The sequence below is a fragment of the Streptomyces sp. NPDC055506 genome (assembly GCF_053643595.1).
This window is the reverse complement of the sequence record NZ_JBSHKH010000003.1, coordinates 122,815-137,026: the sequence shown is the minus strand read 5'-3', so window position 1 is coordinate 137,026 and position 14,212 is coordinate 122,815. Positions and strand designations below refer to the sequence as shown.

Sequence of the window (14,212 nt, the reverse complement as noted above, 5' to 3'; positions counted from 1 at the left end):
GTCCGTGCCCCGGCCGTGCCGACATCCGACCGCCCCGCCCGGGCGCAGGACGTCGACAGCCCTGCCTCTGTCCCCGATCCCGCCTTGCGTGTGCACGATCTGGCCGCCCGGGCTCAGGAGGACAACAGCCTGGCCCCTGTCCGTGCCCCGGCCGTGCCGACATCCGACCGCCCCGCCCGGGCGCAGGACGTCGACAGCCCTGCCTCCGTCCCCGACCCCGCCTCGCGCGTACGTGACCTGGCCGCCCCGGCGCAGGACGACGCCGGCCCCGCCGTCGACCATCCCCCCGCCCCTGCCCAGGCCGCCGAGGACACCCCCGGCCCGGCCCGTCACCCCGTGCTCCGCATCAGCCGTCTCACCGCCCGGCACCACGGGGGCGCCCGCAGCGGTGCCACCACCGTCCTGCGCGCCCCGCACCTGGTCCTGCACTCCGGCGAATGTCTGGCCGTCGTGGGCCGCTCGGGCAGTGGCAAGACCACCCTCGCTCGCTGTCTGGCCGGGCTCCATCGGGACCAGGACGGTGAGATCCTGCTCGACGGGACCGCGTTGCCGCGCAGCCTGCGGCAGCGGAGCCGTGTTCAACTGGCGGCCGTGCAGTACGTCTTCCAGGACGCCCGGGCCGCGTTCGACGAGCACCGGCCCGTCCTCGCCCAAGTCGGCCGCACCGCCGTCCGGCTGCGCGGCACCGACGAGGGGACGGCCCTGGAGGAGGCAACGGCCACGCTCGCGAGCCTCGGGCTGCCGGGCGGCCTCGTCCGCCGTCGCCCCGGCGAGCTCTCCGGCGGTGAACTCCAGCGCGCCGCCCTCGCCCGCGCCCTTCTCGCCCGCCCCCGGGTCCTGGTCTGCGACGAGATCACCTCCGGCCTCGACACCGTCACCCGCCGCGGCATCCTCGACCTGCTCACCGCACTCGTCCGCGACCGCGACGACCTCGCCCTCGTGCTCATCACCCACGACCTGGACACGGCGGCACTCGCCCACCGCATCGCCGTACTGGACGCGGGCGAACTCGTCGAACAGGGCCCGGCGCGAAGGGTCCTGACAGAGCCCCGGCATCCTTTCACCGCCGCCCTCGCGGAGACGATCGCCCCTTCCGGTACGTATACCCGGGCATGAGCCGAAGTGAGTCACACCCGTTACGAGTTGAACCAGGGCACGGCCCTGTGATTAAGGTGCGGGCGATGTTCTGCGCAGACCCCTCACCCTTACTCCGGGCAAGACGAGGCACGGCCGCTTCGAGTCGCTGGGGGAGGGCCCGTGAGTGACACGGTGACAACGGCCCGCCCCGCGGCGGAAGAAGCCCGGGCCACTCGGACGAAAGACCAGGACACACCGGCCCGGCCGGTCCGGCCGCGGGACGCGTTCTTCGACAACGCCAAGTACCTGGCGATCGTGCTGGTGGCCGTGGGGCACGCCTGGGAGCCGTTGCGGCCGGGCAGCAGGGCCGTCACAGCCCTCTACATGCTCGTCTACGCCTTCCACATGCCGGCGTTCATCATCATCTCCGGCTACTTCTCACGCACCTTCGACGGAAGCCCGGCGAAGCTGAAGCGTCTGGTCACCGGCGTGGTCGTCCCTTACGTCGTGTTCGAGACGGCGTACACCCTGTTCACCCGCTGGACCAGCCAGGACCCCGGCCGGCCGGTCAGCCTGCTGGATCCCCTGTATCTGACCTGGTTCCTCGCGGCGCTGTTCATCTGGCGGCTCACCACACCGCTGTGGCGTCATGTGCGGTGGCCGCTGCCACTGGCCTTCGTCATCGCGATGCTGGCGACGCTCTCGCCGTCCGTCGGCAACGACCTCGACCTGCAACGCACCCTGCAGTTCCTGCCGTACTTCGTCTTCGGACTGCTGCTGCGGCCGGAGCACTTCCGGCTGGTGCGCCGGCGCAAGGTGCGCCTCCTCGCCGTCCCGGTCGCCGGCTGCGCCCTCGCCGTGGCGTACTGGGCGGTGCCGCGGATGAACTACGCCTGGTTCTTCCACGCCGACAGCGCCCGGGCCCTGGCCGCCCCCTTCTGGTACGGGCCCTTGATGACCCTGGCCGCCTTCGGCTGCTCGGTCGTCCTGGTCGCCTGTTTCCTCGCCTGGGTGCCGGGGCGCCGGCTGTGGTGCACCGTGCTGGGCGCGGGCACGCTGTGCGGCTATCTGCTGCACGGCTTCGTCGCGCAGGCCGCCAAGTACTGGGGCTGGTACGAACCGGCCTGGGTCCAGGGGCCCGTCGGCGCGCTCACCGCCACCCTGGTGGCCGCCGCGGTCATGACCGCGCTGTGCACGCCGTCGGTACGGCGGCTGTTCCGCTGCGTGACGGAACCCGGGATGCGCTGGGCCTTCCGCCGAGCTGCGCGGTGAGCGTCGAGCCCGCACGCTGGAGAGACAGCACACTCTCCGCGAGGGAGCACGGGCATGGCGAAGCGCCGCAGTGAGGGCGGGAAGCCGAAGAAGGGCGACAAGGTCACCTGGAGCAGTCACGGCAGCCGGACCGAGGGCGAGGTGGAGAAGGAGATCACCGAGCGGACCCGGGCGGCGGGCCGCACGGTCGACGCCTCGCCCGACGATCCGCAGTACCAGGTGCGCAGCGACAAGTCCGGCAGGTCCGCCGTGCACAAGCCGTCCGCGCTCAAGAAGAAGAAGTGAGGCGGCGTGGACGGCGAGGAACGCGAGGAGACCTGGAACGACTTCCGTGAGCTGGTGAACATGACACCGGCCGAACTGGAGAAGTGGCTGGCCTCCGACGAGTCGCGGAGCGTCGGTCAGCAGCAGGGCGGGGGCGAGTCCACCGGCCACGCCTCCGGCCGGCGGATCGTGGCGATCCTGCGGGCGAAGAAGGCCGATCTCACGGACGACGACCACCAGCACATGCGCAAGGTCGTCGGCTACATCCGCCGGCACCTGGCCCAGCGGCCCTCCGGCGACGTGGAGGACAGCCGCTGGCGTCACTCACTCATGAACTGGGGCCATGACCCGTCGGCGTGACGCCGTTCAGTGCCTGCGTCACCTGGTGCTGCGTCTCCTCGGCCACCACGCGGGCCTCCTCCACGACGTCACCGCGTTCGCGTACGAGGCTCTCGTAGATCGGCAGTTCTTCGGTCCGGGTCGAGTCGGATTTCACGGGGCTGGTCCTATCGCTTTACAGCCGGGGTCTGAGGGGCGCTGTAAGTCTGCGTCATGCCCCTTCGCCCTGTCGACCGCCCCCGTCATGTCCAGAATTCCGTCATGATCTTCGCGAATTCCTCAACATTGCGACGCCCGGCTGGGCGGCGTGGCAAGGCGAAGGGCCCCGGGAAGCGTCCCGGGGCCCTTTACGCGGGGTTTTTCAGAGCGAGGTCGTGTGAACGCCCACGTTCCCGCCCGCCGCGGCGCCCTCCGTCGACAGGGCGCCCTGGAGGTTCCCGCAGAGCTCGGCGGTCAGCGGCCCGACCAGACCGGCGGAGAGGCCGCCCGCGAGGCCCGCGGAGGCGGCGCCGCCCGCGTTGCCGCCGGAGACCTGGTCCAGGTCCGCGTCGGAGAGCTCGGCGATGTCGACCCGGGGGGTGAGGTTCATGGGGGTGTTTCCCTTCGCGTGAATGTGCGCAATGGCGGAGCGGCGCGGGTGATCGCGGGATTCCGGGGGACCGGGATTCCGCATCCGCGACGCCGCCGTGCGCAGGATCAAAGCATTCCGCGGAGCCGGACGGCCAGCCGCCCGTCGACGCCGCACCCCTTTTCCGGTGACCGCCTTCACCGCCATGACCACGAGGTCACCGAATTGCGCACACTCCTTCACACACCCCGTCGCCCGGCGGCACACGGGTGTATTGCCTCCCGAATTCCGAAGCGGGCACTTCGGCGCCAAGTTCCCATGCCGCGGGACGGACTCGGCGCCGGGCGCGCCGCCCTGCGGCGTCCTGGCGGGCGGTGTGCAGATGTGCTGGATGTTCGGTCCCGCCCCGTCAGGCCGCCGCGTCCGGCTGCATCAGACGGGCCAGCAGGTCGTCCAGGGTGACCAGGCCGGTGAGCCCGCCGGCGGGGTCGCGGACGACGGCCAGGGACGCCCGGCGGCGGCGCAGCACCTCGATCGCGTCCGCGACCGTGGCCGCCTCCGCCAGCTCGGGCACCGGCCGGGCCAGCTCGCGCGCGGTCGTGGCCCGCCCCCGGGCCCGGGCGACCAGGGCGTCACGGGCGTGGACCGAGCCGAGGACGACGCCGTTCTCCCGGACGAGCAGCCGGGTGCGGTCGTGCTCGGCGGCGAAACGCAACAGCGCGTCGACGTCCGCGCCGCCCTCGACCCAGGTGATCTCCGCTGCCGGGATCCGCAACGCCGCGATGGGCGTCTCCGGCTCGGTCAGCGAGCGGGTCAGCAGCTCCGAGTCGGTCGCGCTGATCAGGCCCAGCCGCTCGGACTCCTCCACCAGGTGCGTCAGCTGCTCCCGGTCGTGCACCGAGGCCAGCTCGTCACGCGGGGCCACCCGGCACAGCCGTACCAGCGCGTTGCTCACCGCGTTGAGCAGCCGGATCAGCGGGCGCACGGCCCGCACCACGGCCCGGAAGGGTGGCGAGAGCAGCATCGCCGAACGCTCGGGGTGGGCGATCGCCCAGGACTTGGGCGCCATCTCGCCGACCACCATGTGCAGGAACACCACCACGACCATCGCCACGGCGAAGGCCACGCCGTAGCTCACGGCGCTGGGCAGGCCCAGCTTGTGCAGCAGCGGGTCCAGTTCGTGCGAGATCGCCGGCTTCGACACCGAGCCGAGGCCCAGTGTGCACACGGTGATGCCCAGCTGGGCGCCGGCCAGCATCAGCGACAGCTCGCGGATGCCGGCCAGTGCCGCCCCGGCCCCGCGCCGCCCCTCGGCCGCCGCCTTCTCCATGCGGTGCCGTTTGGCGGCGACCAGTGCGAACTCGGCCGCCACGAAGAAGCCGCTGCCGATCAGCAGCAGCACGGTCACGAAGACCGCCATGGGGAAACTCACGCCATCTCCTCGGCTTCCACCAGCGGGCTGATCCGCACCCGGTCGGCCACGTGCCGGTCCAGTGTGCGGACCTCGATCACGGCCCGGCCGCCCTCGGCCAGCTCGACCGTGACCCGGTCGCCGACCGTCGGGAAGCGGCCGAGCCGGTCCACGACCAGACCGGCCACGGTGTCGTAGTCGTCGTCCTCCGGCAGCCGGATCCCGGTCGCCTCGGCCACCTCGTCCACCCGGCGTCCGGCGTCCACCAGCCAGCCGTCGCCGTCCGCGACGGCGAGCACGGTGACGGTGTCGGACTCGTCCGCGATGTCACCGACCAGCTCCTCGGCGATGTCCTCGTAGGTGACGATGCCCGCCACGCCGCCGTGCTCGTCGAGGACGACCGCGAACTCGTCGTCCTGCTCCCGCATCCGCGTCACCGCGTCGGGCAGCGCGAGCGTGTCCGGCAGCAGCAGCGGGCGCCGGGCCACCTCACCGGCGGTCGCGCCGGCCAGGCGGTCGGCGGGCAGCGCCATCAGCTCGCGCACGCCCAGCACGCCCGCGATGTCGTCGGGGTGGTCGCCGAGGACGGGGTAGTTGGAGTGGCCGTGCTCGGCGATCAGGCCGATCGCCTCGTCGGCACCGGCGTCCTTGCGGACGAAGACGGCGTCGGCGCGCGGCACCATCACCTCGTCGAGGCTGCGCTCGGAGAACTCCAGCGCGTGGTCCAGCAACGCCGCGGTGTCCTTGGGCAGCGCGCCCCGCTCGTGGGACTCGCCGATCAGATGGCCCAGCTCCTCCAGCGTGGCGCCGTGGTGCAGTTCCTCGACCGGCTCGATGCCGACCTTGCGCAGCAGCTTGTTCGCCGCGTTGTCGAAGACGCGGACGACGGGGCCGACGACCTTCAGATACGCCAGCGTGGACGGGGCCAGCGCCTTCGCCAGCCGCTCGGGCACCGCGATCGCGAGGTTCTTCGGGGCCAGCTCGCCCAGCACCATCTGCACGACCGTGGCCAGCACGAAGGCGAGGACGACGGCGATACCGCTCACGGCCGCGTCGGGCAGGCCGAGCCCCGACAGGGCGGGCCGCAGCAGCGCGGACACCGACGGCTCGGCGATGAAGCCGACCACCAGACCGGTGACGGTGATGCCGAGCTGCGCGCCCGACAGCATGAACGAGAGCCGCTCCAGCACCTTCAGGGCCCGGGCGGCCTTGCGGTCCCCGGCCTCGGCCGCACGCGCGAGCGCGAGCCGGTCGGCGGAGACGTAGGCGAACTCCTGGGCGACGAAGTAGCCGGTGCCGGCGGTCAGCACGAACACGGCGAGCAGGCCCAGCAGGGCTTCGGCGGCACTCATCGAACACCACCCGGCCGTGTGCCGCGATCACTGATGCCGTGGCAGGGTGGTCGGGGACTGTGCCCCGGAGGGTCCGTCGTTCTGGCGGACAAGAAGTCGCTCCTCATGTGGGATGTGTACTCGGGCAACGACCGTCGTCGCGCCCGTGTTCCCGGATTCTACGACGCTGTAGAGAATGCTGCCCCGCCTCGGTCAGGCAGGGGCGCCCCTCACTCCGGGCGGGATTCCTCGGCGAGATCCGGCACCAACCCACGCATCGCCGCGCACTGGTCCGGCCCCATGAAGCGGGCCAGGCCCTCGGTGACCGTCTCGGCGAGTGGGCCGGAGGCCTCGGTCAGGAGGTCCCGGGCCTTGTCCGTGAGGGCGACCTCGATGCCGCGCTTGTCCCCGCACACCGACCTGCGGGTGACGAGGCCGGCGTGCTGGAGGCAGGCGATCTGGTAGGTGAGTCGGGTCTTGGGGCGGCCCAGGAGTTCCGCGACGCGCGTCATGCGCAGACCGCCCTCGGGCTGCTCGGCGAGCAGGCACAGGATCAGGAACTCGTCGTGCGAGATGTCCAGCTTCTCCTTCACGGCCGCCCGCAGCCGCTGCTCCACCGCTCCCGTCGCGGCGAGCAGCAGCATCCAGGCGCGCAGCTCGGCCGGCAGCAGTCCGCCGCCCTCGGCGGACGGGCATCCGGGCAGGTCGGCGGTGTGCTCCTGGGGGTCGGCCATGCCGTCAAGCGTACCTGTCGTCCAAATTTGGAGCAGGGGGTTGTTCAATTTTGGACGAGCCGCTAGCGTGCAGTCATTGCAGTCATCCAAATTTGGACGATACGAGTGGGAGAAGGATCATGACCGTCGCCGTGGAAACCGGACTGTGGCAGCTCGACGCGACCGCCTCGACCGTCGGCATCCGGCACAAGACCATGTGGGGCCTGGTCACCGTGAAGGGCGCGTTCGGTGCGCTGAGCGGCACGGGCGAGGTCCGGCCCGACGGATCCGCCGTCGGCACCCTGACCTTCGACGTCGCCTCCCTCGACACCGGGAACGCCAAGCGCGACACCCATCTGAGGTCCGCCGACTTCTTCGATGCCGACCGCCACCCCGAGATCACCTTCGCGGCCCGCGGTGCCGAGCTCCGCGACGGCGACCAGGTGCACGTCGTCGGCCAGCTCACCGTGCGCGGCATCAGCAGGCCGCTGTCCCTCACCGCCCGCCTGCGGGACGGGGACGCCGCCGGGCTCACCCTGGACACCGAGTTCAGCGTGGACCGGGACCAGTTCGGCATGGGCTGGAACCAGCTGGGCATGATCCGCGGCCGGACCACGGTCACCGCCGCCCTCCGGTTCGTCCGTGCCACGGGCTGACGGCCTCAGTCCGTGACACCGAGCGCCTGGCGCACATCCGCGCTCGACAGCGTCTGCGGCGACGCCGTGAACGCGCGCAGGCGGACCCGGGCACCCGGCAGGGGCAGGGCGAACCGGCCCGAGGGCGGGCGGAGTTCGTACCGGGCGGTGCTGTGCGCGGCCAGCGTGCGCGGGCCCCGGACGACCCGCCAGTAGGGGTCCATGCCCTGGCCCGTGGTCAGGGTGAAGTGCGGGGTGAGCGCCGTGCCGTCCCTGTTGCTGACCTGGAGGGTGAGTCGGGAGACGGTCACCGGGGTGGGACGGCTGACCGCCGTGACCCGCATGCGCAGGGGAGCGGTGCCCGTCGCCGCCACGGCGGCGCCGCCCAGCGCCGGCGCCAGCAGCAGCGCCGTCGCGACGATCCGGGCCGGACCGCGCCGCGGGCCCGACAGCGGACGCGGACGCGGCTGCCACGCCCCGGCGAACGCCGGCTGGGGAGCGGTCACCGCCGCCGCCAGCCACAGCGGCGTCATCATCAGGTAGTAGCCGTCCTGGGAGCGGGTCGCCAGATAGAAGGCGCACCAGGGCAGGACGGTCGCGGCCGGGCCCAGCCGCCGTACGAACAGCACGAACAGCGCGAGCAGACCGGCGAACAGCAGCAGACTCGCGTGGGAGTACCAGTCGAGCCGGTCGCTGCCGTTCGTCAGATACAGCGAGATGCCCACCAGGCCCTGGCCGTGGACCACCGCGCCCTGCGTCAGGGGCAGGGCGATCCCCCTGAGCCAGGTGCCCGGCTCGCTGACGGCGAAATAGGTGTTGATCAGCAGCCACACGGTCGCCGCGGCACCGGCGAACCGCAGCACCACCGACGCCGCGGCCCGTCCGCCCAGTTCACCGCGTCGCACGGCGTGAATGCCGGCCAGCAGGAACGGCACCAGGAACCAGGGGAGTTGCTGCGTCGCGCACGCCGCCCCCAGGCACGCGGCCCGTGCCAGACCCGCACCGCCGAGCCGCCCGCCCTCACCCGTCCGCGGCCAGCGCACCACCACCGGCACCAGCAGGGCCAGGGCCACGATCGCCGGGTAGCCGAGCCGCCCGTACGACGGCAGCATCCCGAAGCCCAGGCACACCATGGTCGCCGCTGGCCGCCACGGCGCCGGGAGCAGCCGCCACAGCATCACCGTGCCGGCGACCAGCGCGCCCGTGCTCACCGCCGTCGCCGGAGCACCGCCATGGCCCAGCCACAGCAGCGGCACGGTCAGCAGCGGGGCCAGCGGCGGATAGCCGTAGGTGAAGTCGTAGCCGCCGGTCACCGTCGGCGTGAGGGCCACGCCGTGGCCGAAGAGCCAGGGCCATGGCTGCCCGTACACCGCGTGCCCCGCCGCCAGTTCCCGCGCCGCCTGGGTGGTGAGCGACGCCTCGTCGGAGCCGCCGTGCAGCATGACCCACGCGCACAGGGTGAGCGTCACGCCCGTCACCAGCACGCACAGGTCGACCCGCGCCAGCGACCGGGCCCGGCGGACGACCAGGGCCAGCACCCCGCACACCAGGACCGAGGCGTAGCACGCCGAGATCACCGCGGCCACGGCCGGCCGGTGACCGGCCGCCGACGTCCACACGGCACGCGTACCGATCAGCAGACTGATGTCGGCGAGCAGGGTCAGGACGCGGTGCCACGGGGCCGGGGGCGGCGGTACGGCCACCCCCGACTGCGTCCGCTGGCCGGGCACCACCAGCGTGGTTTCTGCCGAGTACACGGCGCAGGACGCTAATCGCCGCCGGTGAGCGAGGACCGGGTGGAGGTGAAGAGTCCGGTGTGAGGCGAGTAAAGGCCCGCAGCACCCGTCGGCACGTGGTCACGTACCCGTGGATCAGTACACGTCCCGCACGTACCGCTTCTCCGCCGCGAGCTGCTTCACGTACGCGGCGGCCTCCGCCTCGCTCAGCCCGCCGTGGGTCACCGCGATCTCCTTGAGCGCCCGGTCCACGTCCTTCGCCATGCGGGAGGCGTCGCCGCAGACGTAGAAGCGGGCCCCCTCGCACAGCCAGTGCCACAGCTCGGGCCCGTGCTCGCGCATCCGGTCCTGCACATACACCTTGTTGCGCTGGTCGCGGGAGAAGGCGGTGTCCAGGCGGGTGAGGACGCCCTCGTCGAGCAGCTCGGTCAGCTCGTCCTCGTAGTAGAAGTCCGTCGCGCGGTGCTGCTCGCCGAAGAACAGCCAGTTGGGAGCCCGGTGGCCGAGTGCCCGCCGCTCCTGGAGGAAGCCGACGAAAGGCGCGACACCGGTACCAGGGCCGACCATGATCATCGGCGTCGAGGCGTCGCCCGGGGGCCGGAAGTGCGGGGAGCGCCGCACGAACACGGGCACCTCCGTGTCCGCCTCGGCATCCGCGAGGAAGGGCGAGCAGACCCCGCCGCGCGCCCGGCCGTGCAGGTTCTCGTACCGCACCACGGACACCGTCAGCGACACCCGCCGGGCGTCCACCAGCGGGCTGGACGATATGGAGTACAGCCGCGGCTGGAGCCCTCGCAGCACCCCGGCCCACTCCCCGGCACTCGCCCGCACCGCGTACTCGGCGGCCACGTCCACGGCCTGCCGGCCCCAGCTCCACTGCGCCAGCCCGTCCTTGTTGTCGGGCCGCAGCAGCCTGCGCAACTCGTGCTTGTCCCGGGCGCGTTCGGCGACGAAGCGCAGCAGGTCGGGCGTGATCCTCGTGATGTCGAAATGCCGGTGCAGGGCCTCCGCGAACGGCACCTCACCAACGCCCTTGACCTGCACGGTCGTTGCCGCGTCCAGACCGGTCACCGCCAGCCACTCGTCCACGAGGGCGGGCGCGTTGACCGGCCGCACGCCGAGCGCGTCCCCCGCCTCGTACGCCAGGTCCGTCCCGCTCGTGTCGAACGTGAACCGGCGGACCTCCTTGCCCGCGCCGGGCCGGCTGAGCAACTGGTTGCCGACGAGCCGGGCGGTGGCGGCGGGCTTGGAGCCGGTCCTGGGCTTCTCGACGGGGGCCGGAGCCGGAGTCGGGATCGGCGTCGGGGCCTGGGCCGGGGCCGTGCTCGTGTCGCTCAGCGCCGAGAGCACCTGGTCGAGCCACTGCCCGGCGGAGGGCTCGTAGTCCGGCTCGCAGTCCGTACGCGGGGCCAGCCGCACCCCGCCCAGCTCGTCGAGCCGCGCGTCCAGCCGCCGCCCGTGCCCGCAGAAGTCGTCGTACGAGGAGTCCCCGAAGGCGAGCACGGCGTACCGCACCCCGTCCAGCCGCGGGGCCGGCTCGCCGGAGAGCGCGTCCCAGAGGCCGCTGCCGTTGTCGGGCGCGTCGCCGTCCCCGAAGGTGCTGGTGATGAAGAGCAGGTCGGCCGTGCGGGCGAGGGCACCGACGTCGGCCTCGTCCATGCCGACGAGACGCGCGCGATGCCCGGTCGTGTTCAGGCGCTCGGCGGTGGCGGAGGCGAACTCCTCGGCGTTACCGGTCTGCGAGGCCCACAGCACGACGATCTCGCGGCCCGCGGGTTCCTGTGGCGCGGCGGTCGCGGCCGGGGAGGTCCGGGAGTACATGCCGGCGAGGACCCCGTTGACCCACAGGGCGTGCTCGGAGGAGAAGGGCGCGTCGGGCGGCAGCACCGGGACACCGCCGAGGGCGCCCGAGCCGAGCCCGGCGAGGAAACCGGTGAGGTACCGGCGTTCCTGGGCGGAGAGGACCGGCGGAGGGGAGGGTTCCAGACCGAAGGGATCGGCGACGCCCGGAGTGACCGTCGTGGGCGTCAGGGCCGGGGCGGGCTCCCCGCGCACGGGCGTGGCCGCCTCCGGTACGGGCGTCGCCGCCTTCGCCACCCGCGCGGTCTTCGCCAGGGAGACGGCGCAGACCTTGAACTCCGGCTGGAACGACAGCGGATCCACCGCGTCGCTCGTCACCGCGTTGACGCTCAGATACTCGCCGAACAGGTCGTTCCAGTGGAACGGCGCGAAGCAGCACCCCGGCCGCACCCGGTCCGTCACCACCGCCGGCAGCACGGCCCGCCCGCGCCGTGAGGCGACCTCGACCGGATCGCCCTCCGCGACGCCGAGCGCGGCCGCGTCCAGCGGGTGGAGCTCCACGAAGGGCCCGGAGTTCAGCTTGTTGAGCTTCGCGACCCTCCCGGTCTTGGTGAGCGTGTGCCACTGGTGCTGCACCCGCCCGGTGTTGAGCACGAACGGATAGTCGTCGTCCGGCATCTCGGCGGCGGGCAGATGCGGGCGCGCGAAGAACACGCCCCGGCCGGAGGCCGTCGGAAAACGCAGCCCCTCGTCACCGACGTACCGAACGGGATTGCGCGCCGGCCCGTCCTCGCGCGCGGCCGGCCACTGCACGGGCGTCTCGCGCAGCCGCTCGTAGGACACCCCGCGCAGGTCCCACCCGGTCTTCGGGTTCCAGAACCGCCGTATCTCCTCGAAGACCTGCTCGGCGCTGTCGTACGAGAACCCCTTCTCGTACCCCATCGCGCACGCCACCTCCGCGATGATCCGCCAGTCGGCCATCGCCTCCCCGGGCGGGTCCGCGGCCGGCCGGGTCAGCGTGAGGTCGCGCTCGCTGTTGACGAAGACGCCCTCCGCCTCGGTCCACATCGCGCCCGGCAGGACGACGTCGGCGTAGGCGTTCGTCTCGGTGTCGGTGAACACGTCCTGTGTGACGACGAACTCGGCGGCCTCAAGACCCTCGATGACCGTACGGCGGTTGGCGACCGAGGCGACCGGGTTGGTGCAGATGATCCAGCAGGCCTTGATCTCCCCGTCGGCCATCCTCCGGAACATCTCGACGGTGCCCTTGCCGACGCCGTCCTTCCGCAGGGTCCCCGGCGGCAGCTCCCACACGTCCTCGGTGAACGCCCGCTCCTCGTCCACGAGCACCGACCGCTGCCCCGGCAGCCCCGGGCCCATGTAGCCCATCTCGCGCCCGCCCATGGCGTTCGGCTGACCGGTGAGGGAGAACGGCCCGGCGCCCGGGCGGCAGATCGCGCCCGTCGCCAGATGCAGATTGACCAGGGCGTTGGTGTTCCAGGTGCCGTGCGTGGACTGGTTGAGCCCCATGGTCCAGCAGCTCATCCACCGCTTGCCCGCCTCGCCGATCAGCCGGGCGGCCGTCCGCAGATCCTCCTCCGCGATCCCGGTGATCTCCGCGACCGCGGCCGGGGCGTAGTCGGCGAGGAACCCGGGCAGGGCCTCCCAGCCCTCGGTGTGCGCGGCCATGAACTCCGGGTCGGTGTGGCCGCCCTCGTGCAGCAGATACAGCAGACCGTTCAGCAGCGCCAGGTCGGTCCCCGGCCTGACCTGCAGAAACAGATCGGCCTTCTGTGCGGTCGCGGTCCGCCGCGGATCGACGACGATCAGCTTGGCACCCGCCTTGACCCGCTCCATCATCCGCAGGAAGAGGATCGGATGGCAGTCGGCCATGTTCGACCCGATGACGAGAAAGGCATCCGCCTGATCGAAGTCCTCGTACGAACCGGGCGGCCCGTCCGCACCCAGCGACAGCTTGTAGCCGGTGCCCGCGCTCGCCATGCACAGCCGTGAGTTCGACTCGATCAGGTTCGTCCGCACGAACCCCTTGGCCAGCTTGTTCGCCAGGTACTGCGCCTCGAGGCTCAGCTGTCCCGAGACGTAGAAGGCGACCGCGTCCGGCCCGTGCTCGTCGACGATCGCCCGCAGCCGCGCGGCGGTCTCGGTGATCGCGTCGGCCACCGGCGCCGGGACCGGCTCCTCGCCCCGGTCGTCCCGCACCAGCGCACCGGTCAGCCGCCCGGGCGCGGCGAGCATGTCGGCCGTGGTCGCGCCCTTGGTGCAGAGCCGCCCCGCGTTCGCCGGATGCGCCTTGTCACCGGACGCCTTCAAGATCTTGCGCCGGCCGTCCGGCCCGGCCCCGACGTCCAGGACGAGGCCGCAGCCCACACCGCAGTACGAGCAGACGGTGCGCACCTGCTTCGTCTCCTGCTGCGGCCGGGGGGTCGAGGTCATGCCGTCGACGGTACGAAGACCCCGTTACGCAGGTGTCACATTGCTTGATCACGAGGAGTTACGCCCGTCACACAGCCGCCTTCCGGCCGTTGTGAGGTGCATTGAGGTCGCGGAGCGTGTCGCTGTTGGGCCGAACGGGTGACTCTGCGCAAGAATTGCCCGATGCAGACAGTCAGTGCGAGCCAGGACGGAGCATGCCGGTGAACAGCCACGATGTCACCGACGAACAGTGGGAGGGGCTCGCCCAGGTCGTGCCGCTGCGGGGCCGGGACGCCTGGCCGTCCTCCGTCGGCCACCGGTCCATACCCGAGGCCGAGACGGAGACCCGCCGCCGCTTCGTCGTCCTGCGGGTGAACGTCTTCGCCGACGCCCGTGACGTCGCCGAGCGGCTGATGGCGGGGGTGCCCGTGCTGCTCGACCTGACCGGCGCGGAGACGGAGGTCGCCAAACGCGTCCTCGACTTCAGCACGGGCGTCGTCTTCGGCCTGGCGAGCGGCATGCACCGGGTGGACCGCAACGTGTTCCTGCTGACACCGGCCGGCACCGAGGTGACGGGGCTGATGGAGGGGGCCGGGCTTCCCGGGGTGTGACGGCCTTCCCGGAGTGTGACGT

At 72.2% G+C, this 14,212-nt stretch carries 13 protein-coding genes; 6 read left to right on the top strand and 7 right to left on the bottom strand.

From position 1 onward, the window contains the following. From ACWIF2_RS02235 to ACWIF2_RS02220, 4 genes are all read left to right on the top strand, one after another. Positions 1-1,116 (top strand): ATP-binding cassette domain-containing protein (locus tag ACWIF2_RS02235; RefSeq protein WP_454358111.1); only part of this gene is annotated, 1,116 nt, incomplete at its 5' end. 141 nt (positions 1,117-1,257) lie between these two features. Continuing rightward, complete coding sequence (locus ACWIF2_RS02230) at positions 1,258-2,349, top strand: acyltransferase family protein (protein WP_454358110.1); 1,092 nt, start codon at positions 1,258-1,260, stop codon at positions 2,347-2,349. Positions 2,350-2,403: 54 nt separating this feature from the next. Next, positions 2,404-2,634 (top strand): DUF2945 domain-containing protein, encoded by a 231-nt coding sequence (locus ACWIF2_RS02225; RefSeq protein ID WP_454358109.1) that lies wholly within the window; start codon positions 2,404-2,406, stop codon positions 2,632-2,634. Positions 2,635-2,640: 6 nt separating this feature from the next. Further along, entirely contained in the window at positions 2,641-2,973 is a 333-nt protein-coding gene (locus tag ACWIF2_RS02220) for a DUF3140 domain-containing protein (protein ID WP_454358108.1), read from the top strand. On the opposite strand, the gene ACWIF2_RS02215 is transcribed toward ACWIF2_RS02220, so the two are convergent. The 5 genes from ACWIF2_RS02215 to ACWIF2_RS02195 all read right to left on the bottom strand — a co-directional run bounded on the left by ACWIF2_RS02215 (position 2,942) and on the right by ACWIF2_RS02195 (position 6,996). After that, positions 2,942-3,109: a hypothetical protein gene (locus ACWIF2_RS02215; RefSeq protein ID WP_454358107.1), complete on the bottom strand. Its 168-nt coding sequence runs from the start codon at positions 3,107-3,109 to the stop codon at positions 2,942-2,944. The two genes, ACWIF2_RS02220 and ACWIF2_RS02215, sit on opposite strands and share 32 nt — an antisense overlap. 204 nt (positions 3,110-3,313) lie before the next feature. Next, entirely contained in the window at positions 3,314-3,541 is a 228-nt protein-coding gene (locus tag ACWIF2_RS02210; RefSeq protein WP_454358106.1) for a hypothetical protein, read from the bottom strand. Between the two features lie 388 nt (positions 3,542-3,929). After that, positions 3,930-4,952 carry a hemolysin family protein gene (locus ACWIF2_RS02205; RefSeq protein ID WP_454358105.1) on the bottom strand — a complete coding sequence of 341 codons (1,023 nt, stop codon included), beginning with the start codon at positions 4,950-4,952 and terminating at the stop codon, positions 3,930-3,932. Then, positions 4,949-6,283, bottom strand: a complete 1,335-nt coding sequence (locus ACWIF2_RS02200; RefSeq protein WP_454358104.1) for a hemolysin family protein — start codon at positions 6,281-6,283, stop codon at positions 4,949-4,951. Before ACWIF2_RS02200 ends, ACWIF2_RS02205 begins: the two co-directional genes overlap by 4 nt. 209 nt (positions 6,284-6,492) lie before the next feature. Then, a complete protein-coding gene (locus ACWIF2_RS02195) occupies positions 6,493-6,996 on the bottom strand; it encodes a MarR family winged helix-turn-helix transcriptional regulator (protein WP_454358103.1) in 504 nt (167 codons plus the stop codon). Between the two features lie 119 nt (positions 6,997-7,115). On the opposite strand from ACWIF2_RS02195, the gene ACWIF2_RS02190 reads away from it, so the two are divergent. After that, the gene (locus ACWIF2_RS02190) at positions 7,116-7,631 is read left to right on the top strand and encodes a YceI family protein (protein WP_454358102.1); all 516 of its coding nucleotides are present in this window, start codon (positions 7,116-7,118) and stop codon (positions 7,629-7,631) included. A 5-nt stretch (positions 7,632-7,636) separates the two neighbouring features. Here the strand turns inward: ACWIF2_RS02190 and ACWIF2_RS02185 are convergent, their stop codons facing one another. Both ACWIF2_RS02185 and ACWIF2_RS02180 read right to left on the bottom strand, forming a co-directional pair. Then, positions 7,637-9,367, bottom strand: coding sequence for a hypothetical protein (locus tag ACWIF2_RS02185; RefSeq protein ID WP_454358101.1), 1,731 nt, complete (start codon positions 9,365-9,367; stop codon positions 7,637-7,639). A gap of 114 nt (positions 9,368-9,481) precedes the next feature. Beyond that, positions 9,482-13,600 carry a molybdopterin-dependent oxidoreductase gene (locus tag ACWIF2_RS02180; RefSeq protein ID WP_454358100.1) on the bottom strand — a complete coding sequence of 1,373 codons (4,119 nt, stop codon included), beginning with the start codon at positions 13,598-13,600 and terminating at the stop codon, positions 9,482-9,484. Positions 13,601-13,794: 194 nt separating this feature from the next. Between ACWIF2_RS02180 and ACWIF2_RS02175 the strand changes: the two genes are divergently transcribed. Then, positions 13,795-14,190, top strand: a complete 396-nt coding sequence (locus ACWIF2_RS02175) for a cell division protein SepF (RefSeq protein ID WP_031134653.1) — start codon at positions 13,795-13,797, stop codon at positions 14,188-14,190. Positions 14,191-14,212: the final 22 nt, after the last annotated feature.

Coding starts and splice junctions, on each gene's coding strand:
- ACWIF2_RS02190 (WP_454358102.1), top strand. CDS start 7,116: ATGACCGTCGCCGTGGAAACCGGACTGTGGCAGCTCGACGCGACCGCC.
- ACWIF2_RS02200 (WP_454358104.1), bottom strand. CDS start 6,283: ATGAGTGCCGCCGAAGCCCTGCTGGGCCTGCTCGCCGTGTTCGTGCTG.
- ACWIF2_RS02225 (WP_454358109.1), top strand. CDS start 2,404: ATGGCGAAGCGCCGCAGTGAGGGCGGGAAGCCGAAGAAGGGCGACAAG.
- ACWIF2_RS02195 (WP_454358103.1), bottom strand. CDS start 6,996: ATGGCCGACCCCCAGGAGCACACCGCCGACCTGCCCGGATGCCCGTCC.
- ACWIF2_RS02175 (WP_031134653.1), top strand. CDS start 13,795: ATGCCGGTGAACAGCCACGATGTCACCGACGAACAGTGGGAGGGGCTC.
- ACWIF2_RS02210 (WP_454358106.1), bottom strand. CDS start 3,541: ATGAACCTCACCCCCCGGGTCGACATCGCCGAGCTCTCCGACGCGGAC.
- ACWIF2_RS02180 (WP_454358100.1), bottom strand. CDS start 13,600: ATGACCTCGACCCCCCGGCCGCAGCAGGAGACGAAGCAGGTGCGCACC.